This is a genomic window from Agromyces indicus (genome assembly GCF_031432295.1).
Classification (GTDB): Bacteria; Actinomycetota; Actinomycetes; order Actinomycetales; family Microbacteriaceae; genus Agromyces; species Agromyces indicus.
Genome location: NZ_JAVKGS010000001.1, coordinates 717,980 through 733,016, shown reverse-complemented (window position 1 = coordinate 733,016; position 15,037 = coordinate 717,980). Strand labels below are relative to the sequence as shown.

15 protein-coding genes are annotated in these 15,037 nt (G+C 73.7%); 9 read left to right on the top strand and 6 right to left on the bottom strand.

The features are described from left to right. The first annotated feature begins 11 nt into the window (after positions 1-11). Entirely contained in the window at positions 12-1,523 is a 1,512-nt protein-coding gene (gene dgt, locus RH861_RS03510; protein ID WP_310519771.1) for a dGTP triphosphohydrolase, read from the top strand. 62 nt (positions 1,524-1,585) lie between these two features. Here dgt and RH861_RS03505 read toward each other — a convergent pair whose 3' ends face one another. Beyond that, a complete protein-coding gene (locus RH861_RS03505; protein ID WP_310519770.1) occupies positions 1,586-2,491 on the bottom strand; it encodes a LysR family transcriptional regulator ArgP in 906 nt (301 codons plus the stop codon). 69 nt (positions 2,492-2,560) lie between these two features. Here RH861_RS03505 and RH861_RS03500 point away from each other — a divergent pair, with 69 nt between their 5' ends. The 8 genes from RH861_RS03500 (at position 2,561) to RH861_RS03465 (ending at position 11,759) form a co-directional block, all read left to right on the top strand. Next, the gene (locus tag RH861_RS03500) at positions 2,561-3,295 is read left to right on the top strand and encodes a LysE/ArgO family amino acid transporter (protein ID WP_310519769.1); all 735 of its coding nucleotides are present in this window, start codon (positions 2,561-2,563) and stop codon (positions 3,293-3,295) included. A 276-nt stretch (positions 3,296-3,571) separates the two neighbouring features. Next, positions 3,572-4,576, top strand: coding sequence for an isopenicillin N synthase family dioxygenase (locus tag RH861_RS03495; RefSeq protein ID WP_310519768.1), 1,005 nt, complete (start codon positions 3,572-3,574; stop codon positions 4,574-4,576). Between the two features lie 158 nt (positions 4,577-4,734). Further along, positions 4,735-5,634: an ABC transporter ATP-binding protein gene (locus RH861_RS03490; RefSeq protein WP_310519767.1), complete on the top strand. Its 900-nt coding sequence runs from the start codon at positions 4,735-4,737 to the stop codon at positions 5,632-5,634. Beyond that, positions 5,631-6,527, top strand: a complete 897-nt coding sequence (locus RH861_RS03485; RefSeq protein ID WP_310519766.1) for an ABC transporter permease — start codon at positions 5,631-5,633, stop codon at positions 6,525-6,527. Before RH861_RS03490 ends, RH861_RS03485 begins: the two co-directional genes overlap by 4 nt. A gap of 24 nt (positions 6,528-6,551) precedes the next feature. Next, positions 6,552-7,748 carry a sensor histidine kinase gene (locus tag RH861_RS03480; protein WP_310519765.1) on the top strand — a complete coding sequence of 399 codons (1,197 nt, stop codon included), beginning with the start codon at positions 6,552-6,554 and terminating at the stop codon, positions 7,746-7,748. Next, on the top strand, positions 7,745-8,416 hold the full coding sequence (locus RH861_RS03475; RefSeq protein ID WP_310519764.1) for a response regulator: 672 nt from the start codon (positions 7,745-7,747) through the stop codon (positions 8,414-8,416). Before RH861_RS03480 ends, RH861_RS03475 begins: the two co-directional genes overlap by 4 nt. Positions 8,417-8,442: 26 nt before the next feature. Further along, positions 8,443-10,053 (top strand): bifunctional phosphatase PAP2/diacylglycerol kinase family protein, encoded by a 1,611-nt coding sequence (locus tag RH861_RS03470; RefSeq protein WP_310519763.1) that lies wholly within the window; start codon positions 8,443-8,445, stop codon positions 10,051-10,053. After that, positions 10,050-11,759, top strand: a complete 1,710-nt coding sequence (locus RH861_RS03465; RefSeq protein ID WP_310519762.1) for a long-chain-fatty-acid--CoA ligase — start codon at positions 10,050-10,052, stop codon at positions 11,757-11,759. The genes RH861_RS03470 and RH861_RS03465 overlap by 4 nt, the downstream gene beginning before the upstream one ends. Before the next feature lie 26 nt (positions 11,760-11,785). Here RH861_RS03465 and RH861_RS03460 read toward each other — a convergent pair whose 3' ends face one another. The 5 genes from RH861_RS03460 to RH861_RS03440 all read right to left on the bottom strand — a co-directional run bounded on the left by RH861_RS03460 (position 11,786) and on the right by RH861_RS03440 (position 14,997). Then, positions 11,786-12,994, bottom strand: coding sequence for a UDP-N-acetylmuramate dehydrogenase (locus tag RH861_RS03460; protein WP_310519761.1), 1,209 nt, complete (start codon positions 12,992-12,994; stop codon positions 11,786-11,788). Position 12,995: 1 nt separating this feature from the next. Continuing rightward, on the bottom strand, positions 12,996-13,433 hold the full coding sequence (locus tag RH861_RS03455) for a MaoC family dehydratase (protein ID WP_310519760.1): 438 nt from the start codon (positions 13,431-13,433) through the stop codon (positions 12,996-12,998). Continuing rightward, positions 13,433-13,879: an FAS1-like dehydratase domain-containing protein gene (locus tag RH861_RS03450; RefSeq protein WP_310519759.1), complete on the bottom strand. Its 447-nt coding sequence runs from the start codon at positions 13,877-13,879 to the stop codon at positions 13,433-13,435. The genes RH861_RS03455 and RH861_RS03450 overlap by 1 nt, the downstream gene beginning before the upstream one ends. Positions 13,880-13,953: 74 nt before the next feature. Further along, positions 13,954-14,577, bottom strand: coding sequence for a DUF937 domain-containing protein (locus tag RH861_RS03445; protein ID WP_310519758.1), 624 nt, complete (start codon positions 14,575-14,577; stop codon positions 13,954-13,956). Positions 14,578-14,622: 45 nt separating this feature from the next. Then, complete coding sequence (locus tag RH861_RS03440) at positions 14,623-14,997, bottom strand: hypothetical protein (RefSeq protein ID WP_310519757.1); 375 nt, start codon at positions 14,995-14,997, stop codon at positions 14,623-14,625. Between the last annotated feature and the right edge of the window lie 40 nt (positions 14,998-15,037).

The following is a 15,037-nucleotide window of genomic DNA, read 5'->3' as shown; positions in this document are numbered from 1 at the left end:
GGGTGCCGCCGATGGATCGCGCGACGCGACGCGTCCACGAGCCCCGCCGGAGCGCCGACGTGGTCGGGGAGCACTCGCAGTTCCGCCTCGACCTCGAGCGGATCCGGTTCTCGCCGTACTTCTCCCGACTGTCGGCCGTGACGCAGGTCATCGCGCAGCCCGGGGCGGGGCCGCTCATCCACAACCGCCTGACCCACTCGATCAAGGTGACCGCGGTCGCGCGCGCGATCGCCGTCAAGCTGACGGATGCCGCGTCGCCCGCGCGATCGCTCGCCCTCGAGCACGGCTGCGACGCCGTCGTCGTGCAGGCGGCCGCGAGCGCCCACGACCTCGGACACCCGCCGTTCGGGCATCTCGGCGAGCGCGTGCTCGACCGGCTCGCGCGCGAGCGGCTGGGCCTCACCGACGGCTTCGAGGGCAACGCGCAGACGTACCGCATCCTCGCCTCGCTCGACGTGAGCGAGGCGGCGCCCCGCGGGCTCAACCTGACCGCCGCGGTCCGCACGGCGGTCGCGAAGTACCCGTGGACGCGCTACCTCGACGTGGAGGCCCTCGGCGACGGCCCGCTCCCCCGCGGCCTGCGTCGCACGCTCGACGGGGTCGACGTGCTGAAGTTCTCGACGTACGGCATCGACGCCGCCGACTTCCACGAGGCGCGCCGCGGCCACCCGCCGCTCACCCAGTCGCTCGAGTGCTCCGTCATGGACATCGCCGACGACATCGCGTACTCCATCCACGACGTCGACGACTTCTACCGCGCGGGCCTGCTCAGCCAGGGCGCGGTGGCGCGCGAGTTCCGCGGCTGGATGGACTTCACCGCCCAGCTCCGCGACCTCGAGGCCGACGCGCTCCGCGGGCGCACGGCCCCGCCCGGCAGCGCACTCGAGGCGCTCCGCCGCAAGATGCACGCGAGCGACCCGTGGATCGCGGACGACGATGCGTTCCGCCAAGCGGTGTCCGTGGTAGCCGACGACCTCGTCGACGGCCTGCTCGCGATGCCGTTCGACGGCTCGATCGCCTCCGAACGGGCGCTGTCGTCGTTCGCGAACCGGTGGATCGACCACCTGCAGTCCTCAGTCGTGCCGTCGCCGGAGGGCGTCGTGCGGGCCGGCCCGGTGACGCTCGACGTGCGGGCGTGGCACGAGGTCGAGGTGCTGAAGTTCGTGCACCGTCACTTCATCCTGGACCGGTCCGACATCGTCATGTACCAGCGCGGGCTCAGCCGGGTGCTGACCCGCGCGGTCAACGGGCTCACCGCGTGGGTGCACGATGAGGACGACCGAGACCGCGTCCCGCAGCGACTGAAGGAGCTGGTCGAGATCGCCACCGACGGGTACGCGCAGCTGCGCGAGACGCGACCCGAGGGCGTGCCCGTTCCGGACGCCGCGGACGTGCCGGCGCTCGGGGTCGGCCGCGGCGTGATCGACTACGTGGCGTCGTTGTCCGACGACCAGGCGCTCGCGGTGTCGGAGGCGATCGACGGTCGCCCCGACCGGCTGTGGGACATCGGGCAGAACCTCTGAGGTCTCGATACGAGCGCTTCGCGTCCGGCTCGACCACCGGTTCGGTCCGGCCGCTTCCCGTCCTACTCGACCGGCGGGCGTCGCAGGGCGCGGCGCGCCTCGGCCGTGATCCCCTCGGCGATCGCGTCGAGCAGGGGCGAGCCGAGGTTCCACTGCTGCCAGTACAGCGGCACGTCGATGGGCGGCCCGCCGAGGGCGACGAGGCGACCGTCGGCGAGCTCGTCGTCGGACTGGAACCCGGGCAGCAGGCCCCACCCGAGTCCGAGCTTCACGGCCGTCGCGAAGTCGTTCGAGGCGGGCACGTAATGCCGGGGCGGCTCCGCGGCATCCGTCCCCAGCAGCCGCAGGTACTCGCCCTGCAGGTCGTCGCGGCGATCGAAGTCGACCCGGGGCGCGTCGGCGAGCGCCGCGGCATCCGCCCCCTCGGGAGACCATCGCGCGACCCAGCCGGGCGTCGCGACGGCGGTGTACCGCATGACCCCGAGCGGGCGGACGACGCAGCCCGCGACCGCCGCCGCCCGGGAGGTGACGGCGCCCATGACGGTGCCCGACTCGAGGAGCTCGGCGGTGAAGTCCTGGTCGTCGCGGTGCAGGTCGAAGACGACGCGGTGGCGCTCGGCGATCCTCGCGAGCGCCGGCAGGAACCACGTGCCGAGCGAGTCCGCGTTGACCGCGAGGGGCACGGTGGTGGGGCGAGCGGATGCCGCGTCGTCGCCGCCGAACGCGGCGAGCGCGTCGTGCTCGAGCAGGGCGAGTTGGCGAGCCAGGCGGACGACCGCGGCACCGGCCTCGGTGGTGCGGACCGGCTTCGAGCGCACGACGAGCACTCGACCGAGTCGCTGCTCGAGCTGCTTGAGGCGCTGCGACACGGCCGACGGCGTGATGCTGAGCTCGGCGGCGGCCGCCTCGAGCGTGCCGGCGTCGACCACGGCGGCGAGCGTGCGCGCCAGGTCGAGCGGGATCTGCATGAAGCAATGCTAATGCTCCTGAAGAATCCTGAGCTGGAGTTGATCGCGCGCGCTGCGTAGCCTGACGCCATGGATCTCAGCGTGCTCGTGGCCGGCCTCGGCCTCGGCTTCTCGCTCATCGTCGCGATCGGCGCGCAGAACGTGTTCGTGCTGCGGCAGGGCATCCGCCGCGAGCACGTCTTCGTCGTCGCCGCGATCTGCGCGATCTCCGACGCGGTGCTCATCGCCGCGGGCGTCGGCGGCATGGGCGCGGCGCTGCAGGCCATGCCGTGGCTGGTCGGCGTCGCGCGCTGGGCGGGCGCGGCGTTCCTCGTGGGATACGCGGTGCTCGCGGCACGGCGGGCCATCCGCGGAACGGAGGCGGGGCTCGTCGCGGAGGACGGTGCCGGGGGTCTCGATACGGGCGCTGACGCGTCCTACTCGACCACCGGGGCGGGCGCTGACGCGTCCTCTCCGACCAGCGGGGCGGGCGCCGGCGCATCCTCCTCGACCACCGGCGTGATCGCCCGGCCGACGGCGCTGCTCCCCGTCGTGCTCACGTGCCTGGCGCTGACGTGGCTGAACCCGCACGTCTACCTCGACACGGTCGTGCTGCTCGGCTCGGTGGGCGCCACGTACGGCGACCTCCGCTGGACCTTCGCCGTCGGCGCGATGCTCGCGAGCGTCGTCTGGTTCTTCTCGCTCGCGTACGGCGCCCGCCTGCTCGGCCGGGTGCTGGCGAGCCCGCGTGCCTGGCGCATCCTCGACGGCGTCATCGCCATCGTGATGCTCGCCATCGCGGTCTCGCTCGTGCTTCCAACCTGAGTCGTGCTACCGTGTGCGTCATCGTGAGCACCAAGTCCTGTCGCTGCTGTCGCCGCTAGGCGATCGTCTCCCCGACGATCCCAGGGCGCGATTCCTCCGCGCCGCCGACCGCAGCCCCCGTGCTCACGCCGCATCCGACGCGTCCGCGTCAGCTCAGCGGCATCCGCTCTTCGAGGCACCGCCATCGAAACGGATGCCACGAGCCGACGTCGAAGGATGCCGGGGCCGCCTCGTCGTCGGCGCACCCATCCCCGGCACCCTCGAAAGGACCAGCACATGTCCGGCATCCCCGTCCTCGACCTCTCCCTCCTCAACGGCACCGCCGAGCAGCAGGCGCAGTTCCGCGACGACCTGCGCCGCGCGACCCACGAGGTGGGCTTCTTCTCGCTCGTCGGCCACGGCGTCCCCGCTGACCTGATCGACCGCGCGTACGAGGTGGCGCACGCGTTCTTCGCGCTGCCCGAGTCGCACAAGCTCGCGATCGAGAACGTCACGAGCCCGCACTTCCGCGGCTACACGCGCATGGGCGGTGAGCGCACGCTCGGTCGCGTCGACATCCGCGAGCAGATCGACATCGGCGCCGAGCGCCCTGCCGTGCCCGCCGGACCCGACACCCCCGACTACTGGATCCTGCAGGGCCCGAACCTGTGGCCCGAGGCGCTGCCCGAGCTGCGCGAGGTCGCCGAGGAGTGGATCGCCCGGCTCGACGAGGTGAGCTCGCGCCTGCTGCGCGCCTGGGCGGAGGCGCTCGGCGCACCCGCCGACACGTTCGACGAGGCGTTCAGGAACCCGTCGCCGTACATGAAGATCGCCCGCTACCCCGGCGTCGAGGCCGAGCAGCCCGCGCAGGGCGTCGGCGCCCACAAGGACCTCGGGGTGCTCACGCTGCTCTCGGTCGAGGAGGGCAAGGCCGGGCTGCAGGTCGAGAAGGACGGCGAGTGGATCGACGTGACCCCGCCCGCCCATGCGTTCGTGGTGAACATCGGCGAGCTCCTCGAGATCGCCACCGGCGGCTATCTCAAGGCGACGCTGCACCGCGTGGTCTCCCCGGCGCCCGGCACCGAGCGGATCTCGATCCCCTACTTCCACGGACCGGCCCTCGACGCCACGATCCCGACCATCGAACTCCCGCCGGCCCTCGCGGCCGAGGCGGCGGGGGTCACGCAGGACCCGGCGAACCCGCTCCACGCGGTCTTCGGCGAGAACTGGCTGAAGAGCCGGCTGCGCGCGCACCCGAACGTGGTCGAGGCGCAGCACCCGCACCTGCTCGTCGGGGCCTGATCCGATCGAGTGTCCACTCGATGCGGGTCGCGGAGCACCGGACCCGCACGATGTGGACACTCGATCGTCGGGGACCCCGGCATCCACCGGTCGGTGGAGGGCGGAATCGACCGGATCACGGCTACCGCGGCCGTGGGCGGGCGGGCAGGATCGGGAGCATGGACCAGATCGCGACATCGGACGCCCCCGCCGTGCGGGTGCGCGGGCTCCGCAAGGACTACGGCGGCAAGGCCGCCGTCGACGGCATCGACCTCGACATCGAGCGCGGCGAGACGTTCGCGCTGCTCGGACCGAACGGCGCCGGGAAGTCGACGACGATCGAGATCCTCGAGGGCTACCGGCTCCGCACCGCGGGCGAGGTGAGCGTGCTCGGCGCCGACCCGGCGCACGGCAGCCTCGACTGGAAGGCCCGCATCGGCATCGTGCTGCAGTCGGCCGCCGAACCCGGCCGGTACACCGTCCGCGAGCAGCTCGCCCACTTCGCCCGGTTCTACCCCGATCCTCGCGACGTCGACGAGGTCATCGCCGCCGTCGGGCTCGAGCCGCAGGCGCGCACGCGCGTCGCCAAGCTCTCCGGCGGCCAGCGTCGTCGGGTGGATGTCGCGCTCGGCATCATCGGCCGGCCGGAGCTGCTGTTCCTCGACGAGCCCACGACCGGGTTCGACCCGGAGGCGCGGCGCGAGTTCTGGACGCTCATCCGCGCCCTCAAGCAGGAGGGCACCACCATCCTGCTGACCACGCACTACCTCGACGAGGCCGCGCAGCTCGGCGACCGGGCCGGCGTGATCGTCGGCGGCCGGCTCGTCGAGGTCGCCCCGATCGGCGAGATCGGCGGCGCCGAGGCGCGGGTGCCGATCGTGCGCTGGCGCGACCGTGACGGGGTGCTCCGCGAGGAGCGCACCGAGCGGCCCGCCGAGCTCGTGGCCGCCGTCGCGCGCGACCTGGGCGGCGAACCCGACGGGCTCGAGGTGATCCGCCCGAGCCTCGAGGACATCTACCTGGGGATGGTGGGCGCGACGGGAAGCGTCGCCCCCGATGACGAGGAGGCGCTCGCATGAGCACCACGACCGACCGCGCCGACGGCACCGCCCGCGACATCCGCTCGACCGCCCCCGACGCCCGCCGTCGACGCGGCACCCGGCCCGGCCGGCTCGCCGTCGGCATCGGCCGCATCGGCTACGAGGTGGTGGGCTACTTCCGCACGCCCGACGCGGTGTTCTTCACGTTCCTGTTCCCGTTCATCATGCTCGGCATCTTCACCGCGGCGTTCAGCTCCTCGGGCGACATCCAGCCCGGGCCGGGAGCCGAGGGCATCTCGGTCGGGGCGTACTACCTGCCGGGCCTGCTCGCGGCGGGCATGCTGCTCTCGGGCGTGCAGAACCTGGCGATCGACATCGCCATGGAGAAGTCCGACGGCACGCTGAAGCGCCTCGGCGGGACACCGCTCTCGCCGGTGTCGTACTTCCTCGGGAAGTTCGGCCAGGTGTTCGTGACCGGCCTGCTCCAGGCCGCCCTGCTGCTCCTCGCCGCCGCGACCCTGTTCGGGATCGCCCTGCCGACCGAGCCCGAGAAGTGGGCGACCTTCGCCTGGGTGTTCGTGCTCGGCGTCGCTACGTCGGCGCTGCTCGGCATCGCGCTCTCGTCGGTGCCGCGGTCGGGCAAGTCGGCGGCGGCGGTCGTCATCCCGATCCTGCTGGTGCTGCAGTTCATCTCGGGGGTCTACCTGCAGTTCTACGCGCTGCCGGAGTGGATGCAGAACCTCGCGAGCCTGTTCCCCCTGAAGTGGATGGCGCAGGGCATGCGCGCCGTGTTCCTCCCCGAGGACTTCGCGGTCCTCGAGCAGAACGAGTCGTGGGATCTCGGCTGGGTCGCGCTCGTGCTGCTCGCCTGGCTGGTCGTCGGGCTGGTCGTCAGCCGCCTCACCTTCCGCTGGATCCGCCGGGACGCCTGACGGCCGCTGTGGGAGCCTGAGTCGATGCAGAACGTGCGGTGGTGGGATGCCGCGGCGGTGGCGGTCGCGGTCGTCATCGTCGCGATCAGCCTGCTCGACCCGCCGTTCGGGACCGACGACGCGGCGACCTGGGCGGCGGCCGGGGCGTTCCTGCTCGTCCACCTCGCGTGGGGCCGCGGGTGCGTGCCGGTGGCATCGAGCCGCCGTCACCTCGCGGTCGCGATCGCCTACGCGGTGATCCTCGCCGTCGGCACCACGATCGAGCCGTCGTTCGCGATCCTGCAGGCGTTCCTCTATCCGTTCGTCTGGTCGACCTCGCCGTCGACGCGCGCCGCGATCGTCGCCAACCTCCTCATCGCGGTCGCGATCGTCGCCGGCTACGCGGTCCGGCACTGGCCGGCGGGGCTCGTCACGGGCACCGCGATCGCCGCGCTCTCGGTCGGGTTCAGCATCGCCCTCGGCCTCTGGATCACCCGGATCGCGATGTACGGCGAGGAACGCGCCCGGCTGCTCGACGAGCTGCAGGCGGCGCAGGGCCAGCTCGCCGCCGTCCATCGCGACGCGGGCGTCGCCGACGAGCGGGCCCGGGTCGCGCGCGAGATCCACGACACGATCGCGCAGAGTCTCACGGGGCTCGTGATGGTCGCGCAGCGTGCTGAGCGGCGGCTCGACGGCGTCGACGGCGCGGGCGCGGCATCCGCTCGCAGCGATCTCGAGCTCATGGAGCAGATGGCCCGGGAGGCGCTCACCGAGGCGCGCGGACTGGTCGCCTCGCTCGCGCCCGTCGATCCGGGCGCCGGACTCGCCGAGGCGCTGCGGCGGCTCGTCACGGCGTTCGAGCGCGAGACCGGGGTCCGGGTGACGGCGACGACGGATGCCGCGGACCTCGACCGCGAACTGGAGGTCGTGCTGCTGCGCTGCGCGCAGGAGGGACTCGCGAACGTGCGCAAGCACGCGCACGCCTCGGCGGCGGAGGTGCGCGTCGCGGCCGGCGCGGGCGCCGTGACGCTGGAAGTGCAGGACGACGGGGTCGGCCCGGGCGACGCGGCGGCCGGCGACGGCGGCTTCGGGCTCGCCGGCATGCGCGACCGCGTCGCGCTCGTCGGCGGCCGCGTCGAGTTCGGTCCCGGCGCGTCCGGCGGCACGGTGCTGCGCGTGACCGTGCCGAGGGCGGATGCCGCGACCACCGCCCCCGACGATCCGACGGGAGTCACGTCATGACCGTGCGAGCAGCCGGAGACGGCGCCGAGCCCATCCGCATCGTCGTCGCCGACGACCACCCCATCGTCCGATCGGGCATCGTCGCGCTGCTCGAATCGGAACCCGGCATCGAGGTGGTCGGCGAGGCCGCCGACGGCGCCGAGGCCGCGGCGCTCGCGGCCGAGCTGCGCCCCGACCTCGTCCTGATGGACCTGCGCATGCCCGTGCTCGACGGCGCGGCGGCGACCGAACGCATCCTCGCCGAGGCGGGCGGCGGCACGCGCGTGCTCGTCCTCACGACCTACGAGACGGACGACCACATCCTCGCCGCGATCGAGGCGGGCGCGAGCGGGTACCTGCTGAAGGCGGCGCCGCAGGAGGAGATCCTGGCCGGCATCCGCTCGGTCGCCGCGGGCGAGACGGTGCTCGCGCCGTCGATCGCGGCGAAGCTCGTGACGCGCGTCCGCCAGGGAGCGGCCGCCGCGGGCCGGGCGGCGCCGTCGCTGTCGCCGCGGGAGCTCGAGGTGCTGCGCCACGTCGCCGACGGACGCTCCAACCCCGAGATCGCGCGCCTGCTGCACATCGGCGAGGCGACCGTGAAGACCCACCTGATCAACGTCTTCGCGAAGCTCGAGGTGAGCGACCGCACCCGTGCGGTCACGCGCGCGATGGAGCTCGGGCTGCTCTGACGACGCCGTGGGCCTACGCTGGCCTCGTGGGGGTCGTCACGGGGGTACGCGTCGCCGTCCGCCGCGCGCGCCTGCTGCCGCCCTGGGTGCAGCGAGCGGATGCCGCGGCCGCGCGTCGCGTGAACGGATGGCACTCGCATCCGCACGTCGACCGCTTCTGGTCCCGGCTCACGGGCTTCGCCGACAAGGGCGTGCTGTGGTTCACCATCGCGGGCGTGCTCGCCGTGGTCGGCCGCCGTCGTGCGGCGGCGCGCGGCATCCTGTCGCTCACCGCGGCCAGCGCCCTCACCAACCTCATCGCCAAGCGCATCTTCGGCGGCGACCGGCCCACGCTCGAGGACATCCCCATCGGACGCCGCCTCCCGGTGCAGCCGTCGAGCCGCACGTTCCCGTCGGGCCACTCCGCGAGCGCGGCCGCGTTCGCCACGGGCGTCGCCCTCGAGTCGCCGCGGATCGGGGCGGCGATCGCCCCCGTCGCGCTGGGCGTCGCGTACTCGCGCCTGCACGTCGGCGCGCACTGGCTCTCCGACGTGGTCGGCGGCATCACGATCGGCGCGGGCGTGGCCGCGGTCGGCGCCGCCGTCGTCCGCCCCCGGCCGGGCCCGCCGCCCACCCCGCTGCCGGCGGGCGCCGACCGGGAACTGCCCGCGTCGCCCGAGGGCGAGGGCGTGTTCGTCGTCGCCAACCGCTCGTCGGGCACGAGCATCGTGCGCACCGACCCCCTCGACGTCGTCCGCGACCGGCTGCCCCTCGCCGAGGTGCGGATCCTCGACGACGACGAGGACCTCGGCGAGGTGGTGCGCGACGCGCTCGCACGAACGACGCCGCCGCGCGTGCTCGGCATCTGCGGCGGCGACGGCTCGGTCGCCGCGGTCGCGCACGAGGCCCGGCGCGCGGGCGTTCCGCTCCTCGTCGTGCCCGGCGGGACCTTCAACCACTTCGCGCGCACGGCGGGCGTGCCCTCCGCCGAGGTCGCCGCCGAGGCGCTGCAGCGCGGCGAAGGCGTGCGAGCGGATGTCGCCGAGCTCGCGTTCGGCGACGCCGACCCGATCACGGTCATCAACGCGGCATCCGTCGGCATCTACCCGGACTTCGTGCAGGCGCGCGAGGTGCTGCAGCGACGCCTCGGCAACAAGTGGCTCGCGGGAGTGGTGGCCGCCGAGCGCGTGCTGCGCCGCGCGCAGCCGACCACGGTCGTGGTCGACGGACGCCGCGCCCAGGTGTGGACCCTCTTCATCGGACTCGGACGCAACGACCGCGACACCCCGGCTCCGCTGCAGCGGCAGTACCTCGACGACGGCCTGCTCGACGTGCGCATCCTCCACGCGGGCTCCCACCTGCGGGCGATCGCGTCGCTCGCGTTCGGGCGCCGGACGGCGGGCCTGCTCCGGCGGCTCCGGCTGATCCCCGAGCGCGTCGAGGCGTACACCGACACCGAGGTCACCGTCGACGTGCGTCCGCGGGGCGGTCAGCCGCCCGGGTTCGCGCACGACGGCGAGCTCGCGGTCGACGAGCCGGCCGCGGCATCCGCCGACCTCTCGGCCCCGGGCTACCGCACGACCGTGCGGCTCGTGCCCGGCGCGCTCGACGTGTACCGGCCCGCCGTTCGCACCACCCGGATGGAAGGTCCACGATGAATCCGTACGAGCACCGGCCCTGGCTCGCGCACTACGCCCCGGGCGTGCCGCACGAGATCGACGAGCCGACGCAGACGCTCGTCGACCTGATCGACGACGCGGTCGCTCGGTTCGACCGTCGCACCGCGCTCGAGTTCTTCGGCGCCGAGACCAGCTACCGCGAGCTCGGCGAGCAGATCGCGCGGGCCGCGGAAGGGCTCCGGCGGCTCGGGGTGGGGCCGGGCGACCGGGTGGCCCTCGTGCTGCCGAACTGCCCGCAGCACGTCGTCGCGTTCTACGCCGTGCTCCGGCTCGGGGCCGTCGTCGTCGAACACAACCCGCTCTACACGGCACGCGAGCTGCGCCACCAGTTCGAGGACCACGGTGCGACCGTCGCGATCGTCTGGGACGCCACGGCCGACACCATCGCCGACTTCCCGCGCGACATCCGGCCCGCGCACGTGATCTCGGTGGACCTCACGAGGGCGCTCCCGTTCGGCAAGCGGATGGCGCTCCGCCTGCCCCTGCGCAAGGCGCGCACGGCACGCGCGGCGCTCACGACCAGGCCCACGGCGCGCGGCGTCGTCGCCTGGCAGGACGTGCAGGACGCGCGTCCGCTCTCGAAGCGGCATCCGCGGCCCGCGCTCGGCGACACCGCGCTGCTGCAGTACACCAGCGGCACCACCGGCACGCCCAAGGGCGCCGTGCTCACCCACCGCAACCTGCGCGCCAACGCCATGCAGGGGCGCGCCTGGGTTCCGGGTCTCCGCGAGGGCGACGAGGTGTTCTACGGGGTGCTGCCGCTGTTCCACGCCTACGGCATGACGCTGTGCCTGACCTTCGCGATGAGCCTCGGCGCGAAGCTCGTGCTGTTCCCGAAGTTCGATGTCGACCTGGTCTTCGCCGCGGCGAAGCAATCCCCGCCGACCTTCCTGCCGGCGGTCCCGCCGATCTACGACGCGCTGGCCCGCGCCGCCGAGGCTCGCGGCAGCACCGCCCCGCTGCGCGGCATCCGCTACGCGATCTCTGGGGCGATGGCGTTGCCGACCGCCTCGGTCGACCGCTGGGAGGGCGTGACCGGCGGCCTCCTCGTCGAGGGATACGGCATGACCGAGTCCTCGCCGGTGGCCATCGGGAACCCGATGGGCCCCACCCGTCGGCCGGGCACCGTGGGCGTGCCGTTCCCCAGCACGGAGATCCGGGTGGTCGATGCCGAGCGCCCGACCGAGGACGTGCCCGCCGGCGAGGAGGGCGAGCTGCTGCTCCGCGGTCCGCAGGTGTTCGAGGGCTACTGGCGGCGGCCGTCCGAGACGGCCGAGACGCTGCTGCCGGGCGGATGGCTGCGCACGGGCGACATCGTGCGGGTGTCCGACGACGGGTTCGTCACGATCGTGGACCGGCGCAAGGAGCTCATCATCACGGGCGGCTTCAACGTGGCGCCGTCGGAGGTCGAGGGCGTCCTGCTCGCGCACCCCGACGTGCGCGGTGCGGCCGTCGTCGGACTGCCGCGCGACGCGGGCGGCGAGGAGGTCGCCGCCGTGGTCGAGTTGCGCGACGGCGCCGCGTTCGACGCCGGCGCGATGCGCGACTTCTGCCGCGAGAGCCTCACCCCGTACAAGGTGCCGCGCAGCATCGTCGCGGTCGACGAGCTGCCGCGCTCGCTCATCGGCAAGGTGCTGCGGCGGGAGGTGCGGGAGCGGCTCCTCGCCGAGCGCGACGCCGGCTGACGCCGCGTCGGAGTCGGGGCCCTCGGCTAGAGCTCGAGGCCGATCAGCACCGGCTCGGGGTGCAGCGTGATGCCGAACTCGGCCTGCACGCGTCCCTGCACGAACCGGGCGAGCTGCGCGATCTCCTCGGCCGAGGCGCCGCCCCGGTTGGTGAGCGCGAGCGTGTGCTTCGTCGAGATGCCCGCGCGCGACCCGGGCAGGGCGAAGCCGCGACGGATGCCGCTGTGCTCGATCAACCACGCGGCCGAGAGCTTCACGAGCGGCTCGTCGGGTGCGGCATCCGACCGCTGCTCGGCCTGCTCGACCTCGGCCTGGTGGGCGAGGAACGCGTCGAGCGGCGACCGGGCCTCCAGCTCGGCGAGCGGGGTGACCTCGTCGGGTTCGTCGGGGTCGAGGTACCAGCGCGGCGCGTCGCCGGGCAGGGTGCGGGCGACGTGCTCGGAGACGATCGGGTTGGTGAAGAACGACCCGGCGCTCACCGAGTCGGGGTCGTCGGGGTCGAGGACCATGCCCTTGCCCGAGCGGAGCGCGAGCACGGCCTCGCGCACCCGCGCGACCGGCACCCGGTCGCCGAGCTGCACGCCGAGGGCCTGCGCGAGCTGCGCGTAGGCGACCGGCCGGCCCACCGGCTCGCCGAGCACCTCGCGCTCGGCGGTCGTGTCGTGGAGGGCGAACTCGACCGACACCACGACCCCGCGCAGCCCCTGCTTCAGCACCGACGTGCGGTACCCGAGCTCGAGCTCGTCGGCGGACATGAAGCGCGGCTCGTCGGCGCCCTCGTCGAGGAACTCGATGCCGATGAGCGCATCGGAGACCTCCTGCCCGTACGCGCCGATGTTCTGCACGGGCGACGCGCCCACCGAGCCGGGGATGCCCGACAGCGCCTCGAGGCCCGAGTAGCCGCGGGTGACGGTGAACGCGACGAGCTCATCCCAGTTCTCGCCGGCCTGCACGCGCAGGCGCACGGTGCCCTCGTCGTCGCCGGGGTGCACTTCGATGCCGCGCGTCGCGATGTGCACGACCGTGCCGGCGAAGCCGTCGTCGCCGACGAGCAGGTTCGATCCGCCGCCGAGCACCATCCACGGCCCGCCCGACGCCTCGGCCTCGCGCACGTGCGCGACGAGCTGGTCGGGGGTCGTCGCCGTCACGAGGCGGCCGATCGGCCCGCCCACGCGCAGGGTCGTGAGGTCGGCGAAGCGGATGCCGGGCTCCTCCGTGGTCGCGGCGTCGGTCATGTCAGGCGAGCACCACCCGCACCTGGGCCTTGCCGAGCACCGTGGCGCCCTCGAAGGTCACGGTGAGGTCGATGCGCGCAGCGCGGGCCTCGGCGTCGACCTGACCCACCTTGGCGGTGACGCTCACGTCGGCGCCCGCCTCGGGGTCGACGACCACCGGACGCGTGAAGCGCACCTGGTAGTCGGCGACGCGGCCGGGGTCGCCGGCCCAGTCGACGACCGGCTGCACGGCGAGCCCCATGGTGAGCATGCCGTGGGCGAGCACGCCGGGCAGCCCGACGGCGGCGGCCACGTCGTCGCGGTAGTGGATCGGGTTGAAGTCGCCCGAGGCGCCCGCGTAGCGGACGAGCGAGTCGCGCGTGAGGTGGACGTCGCGTTCGGCGACCACGTCGCCGACGGCGAGCGCGTCGAAGTCGGGGATGGTGGGGGCGGCGGCCATCAGTCGTCTCCTCGCACGACGAGGGTGGAGATCGCGGTGACGACGTGCGCGCCCGCGGCATCCGTGATGACCGACTCGGCGGTCACCATCGAGTGGGCGCCGAGCGTCTTCACGCCCGACACGGTGAGCGTCGCGGTCAGCTCGTCGCCCGCGACGATCGGACGCGACGACGTGAACCGCTGGTCGCCGTGGACGACCCGGGAGAAGTCGATGCCGGCGTCGGGTTCGGCGAGCAACTGCGCGAGCGTGTGCTCCTGCACGACCACCGCGAACGTGGGCGGCGCGACGACGTCGTCGTACCCGGCGGCGCGGGCGGCGTCGACGTCGACGTTGACGGGGTTCGTCGCGAACACGGCGCGCGCGAACTCGCGCACCTTCTCGCGGCCGACGAGGTACGGCGCGGTGGGCGCGAACACGCGCCCCTGCAGCTCGGGGTTCACAGGCACCGTGACAGTCTACGCAGGGGTGCCTGCGGCGGGTCGATGCGGCATCCGTCGCCGGCCCGCCCGTGCGGGTAGGGTCAGCGCTTGCCGCCGCCGAGGAGTCCGCCGAGCAGGTCGCCCAGGCCGCCGAGCATGCCGCCGGCCCCGCCGCCGGCACCCGCACCGCCGCCACCGCCGCCGAGCAGGCCGCCCAGCAGGTCGCCGATGCCGCCGCCACCGCCCGTGGGCGCGGCATCCGCCTGCCCGGGGTTCTGCTGGCGCTTCGCGAACCGGCTCGCGAGGAAGCTGAGCACGATCGGCGCGAGGATCGGCAGCAGCTTCTGGATCAGGCCCTGGTCGGTGCTGCCCGACGCGCCGAGCTTCTGCACGACCTGGTCGGTGTTCCGGCCGAAGACGTTGTGGACGATCTTGTCGCCGTCCTGCTCGTCGACCTCGTCGAGGTTCACGCCGCCCTCGAACAGCGTCGCCGGGTGCTGCTGCACCGCGCGCTCGAGCGACGCGGCCCCCGCGGGGTCCTGCGCGTTCGCGCCCATGCCGCCGAGCAGCGCCGGGAGCGCCTCGTCGACCGCGCGACGCGTCGTCGCCTCGTCGACGCCGAGGCGCCGCGACAGGTCGGAGATCGGGATGTTGGCGATGATGTCGTCGTACGCGGCCATCTGGGTGGTCTCCCTCCGCGCCCGCCGTCGGGCGTCCTCGTTCACGGTAACCGCAGCGTCCTGCGCCGCGGTAGGCCCCGTTGCTGCGAGTCAGCCGAGGAACATCGCCCAGAGCAGCGCGAGGTAGATCAGCACGAAGATCGTCGGCGTGACCCACTTCACGACCTGCATCCAGAGGGCGGATGCCGCGATCCGCCGCCCGAGGGGCGTCGCCGCCGGAAGCGTCCGGAGGTCGTCGATCACCGCGAGCCCCTCGTTCGCCGCGCTGACCTGCGCGACGGCCCCGAGGATCCCCGAGGCGAGCAGGATCCCGGCCGCGGCGAGGCGCACCGGCAGCTCGGCGTCGGCGAGCCCGACGAGCAGGAACCACGTCGTGAGCGTGAGCAGGAAGGTCGGCCCGAGCTGCGAGACGATCACGTGCCAGCGGCTCGCCCGCCACGCCGCGATGAGATCGTGCTCCGACATGCGCCCTCCCGGTGATCGGCCTGTCGTCACGGTACCGCCG

Bases quoted from the DNA above. Each gene is read 5' to 3' on its own strand.
- dgt (WP_310519771.1), top strand. From the start codon at position 12: ATGGATCGCGCGACGCGACGCGTCCACGAGCCCCGCCGGAGCGCCGAC.
- RH861_RS03505 (WP_310519770.1), bottom strand. From the start codon at position 2,491: ATGCAGATCCCGCTCGACCTGGCGCGCACGCTCGCCGCCGTGGTCGAC.
- RH861_RS03500 (WP_310519769.1), top strand. From the start codon at position 2,561: ATGGATCTCAGCGTGCTCGTGGCCGGCCTCGGCCTCGGCTTCTCGCTC.
- RH861_RS03495 (WP_310519768.1), top strand. From the start codon at position 3,572: ATGTCCGGCATCCCCGTCCTCGACCTCTCCCTCCTCAACGGCACCGCC.
- RH861_RS03490 (WP_310519767.1), top strand. From the start codon at position 4,735: ATGGACCAGATCGCGACATCGGACGCCCCCGCCGTGCGGGTGCGCGGG.
- RH861_RS03485 (WP_310519766.1), top strand. From the start codon at position 5,631: ATGAGCACCACGACCGACCGCGCCGACGGCACCGCCCGCGACATCCGC.
- RH861_RS03480 (WP_310519765.1), top strand. From the start codon at position 6,552: ATGCAGAACGTGCGGTGGTGGGATGCCGCGGCGGTGGCGGTCGCGGTC.
- RH861_RS03475 (WP_310519764.1), top strand. From the start codon at position 7,745: ATGACCGTGCGAGCAGCCGGAGACGGCGCCGAGCCCATCCGCATCGTC.
- RH861_RS03465 (WP_310519762.1), top strand. From the start codon at position 10,050: ATGAATCCGTACGAGCACCGGCCCTGGCTCGCGCACTACGCCCCGGGC.
- RH861_RS03460 (WP_310519761.1), bottom strand. From the start codon at position 12,994: ATGACCGACGCCGCGACCACGGAGGAGCCCGGCATCCGCTTCGCCGAC.
- RH861_RS03455 (WP_310519760.1), bottom strand. From the start codon at position 13,433: ATGGCCGCCGCCCCCACCATCCCCGACTTCGACGCGCTCGCCGTCGGC.
- RH861_RS03440 (WP_310519757.1), bottom strand. From the start codon at position 14,997: ATGTCGGAGCACGATCTCATCGCGGCGTGGCGGGCGAGCCGCTGGCAC.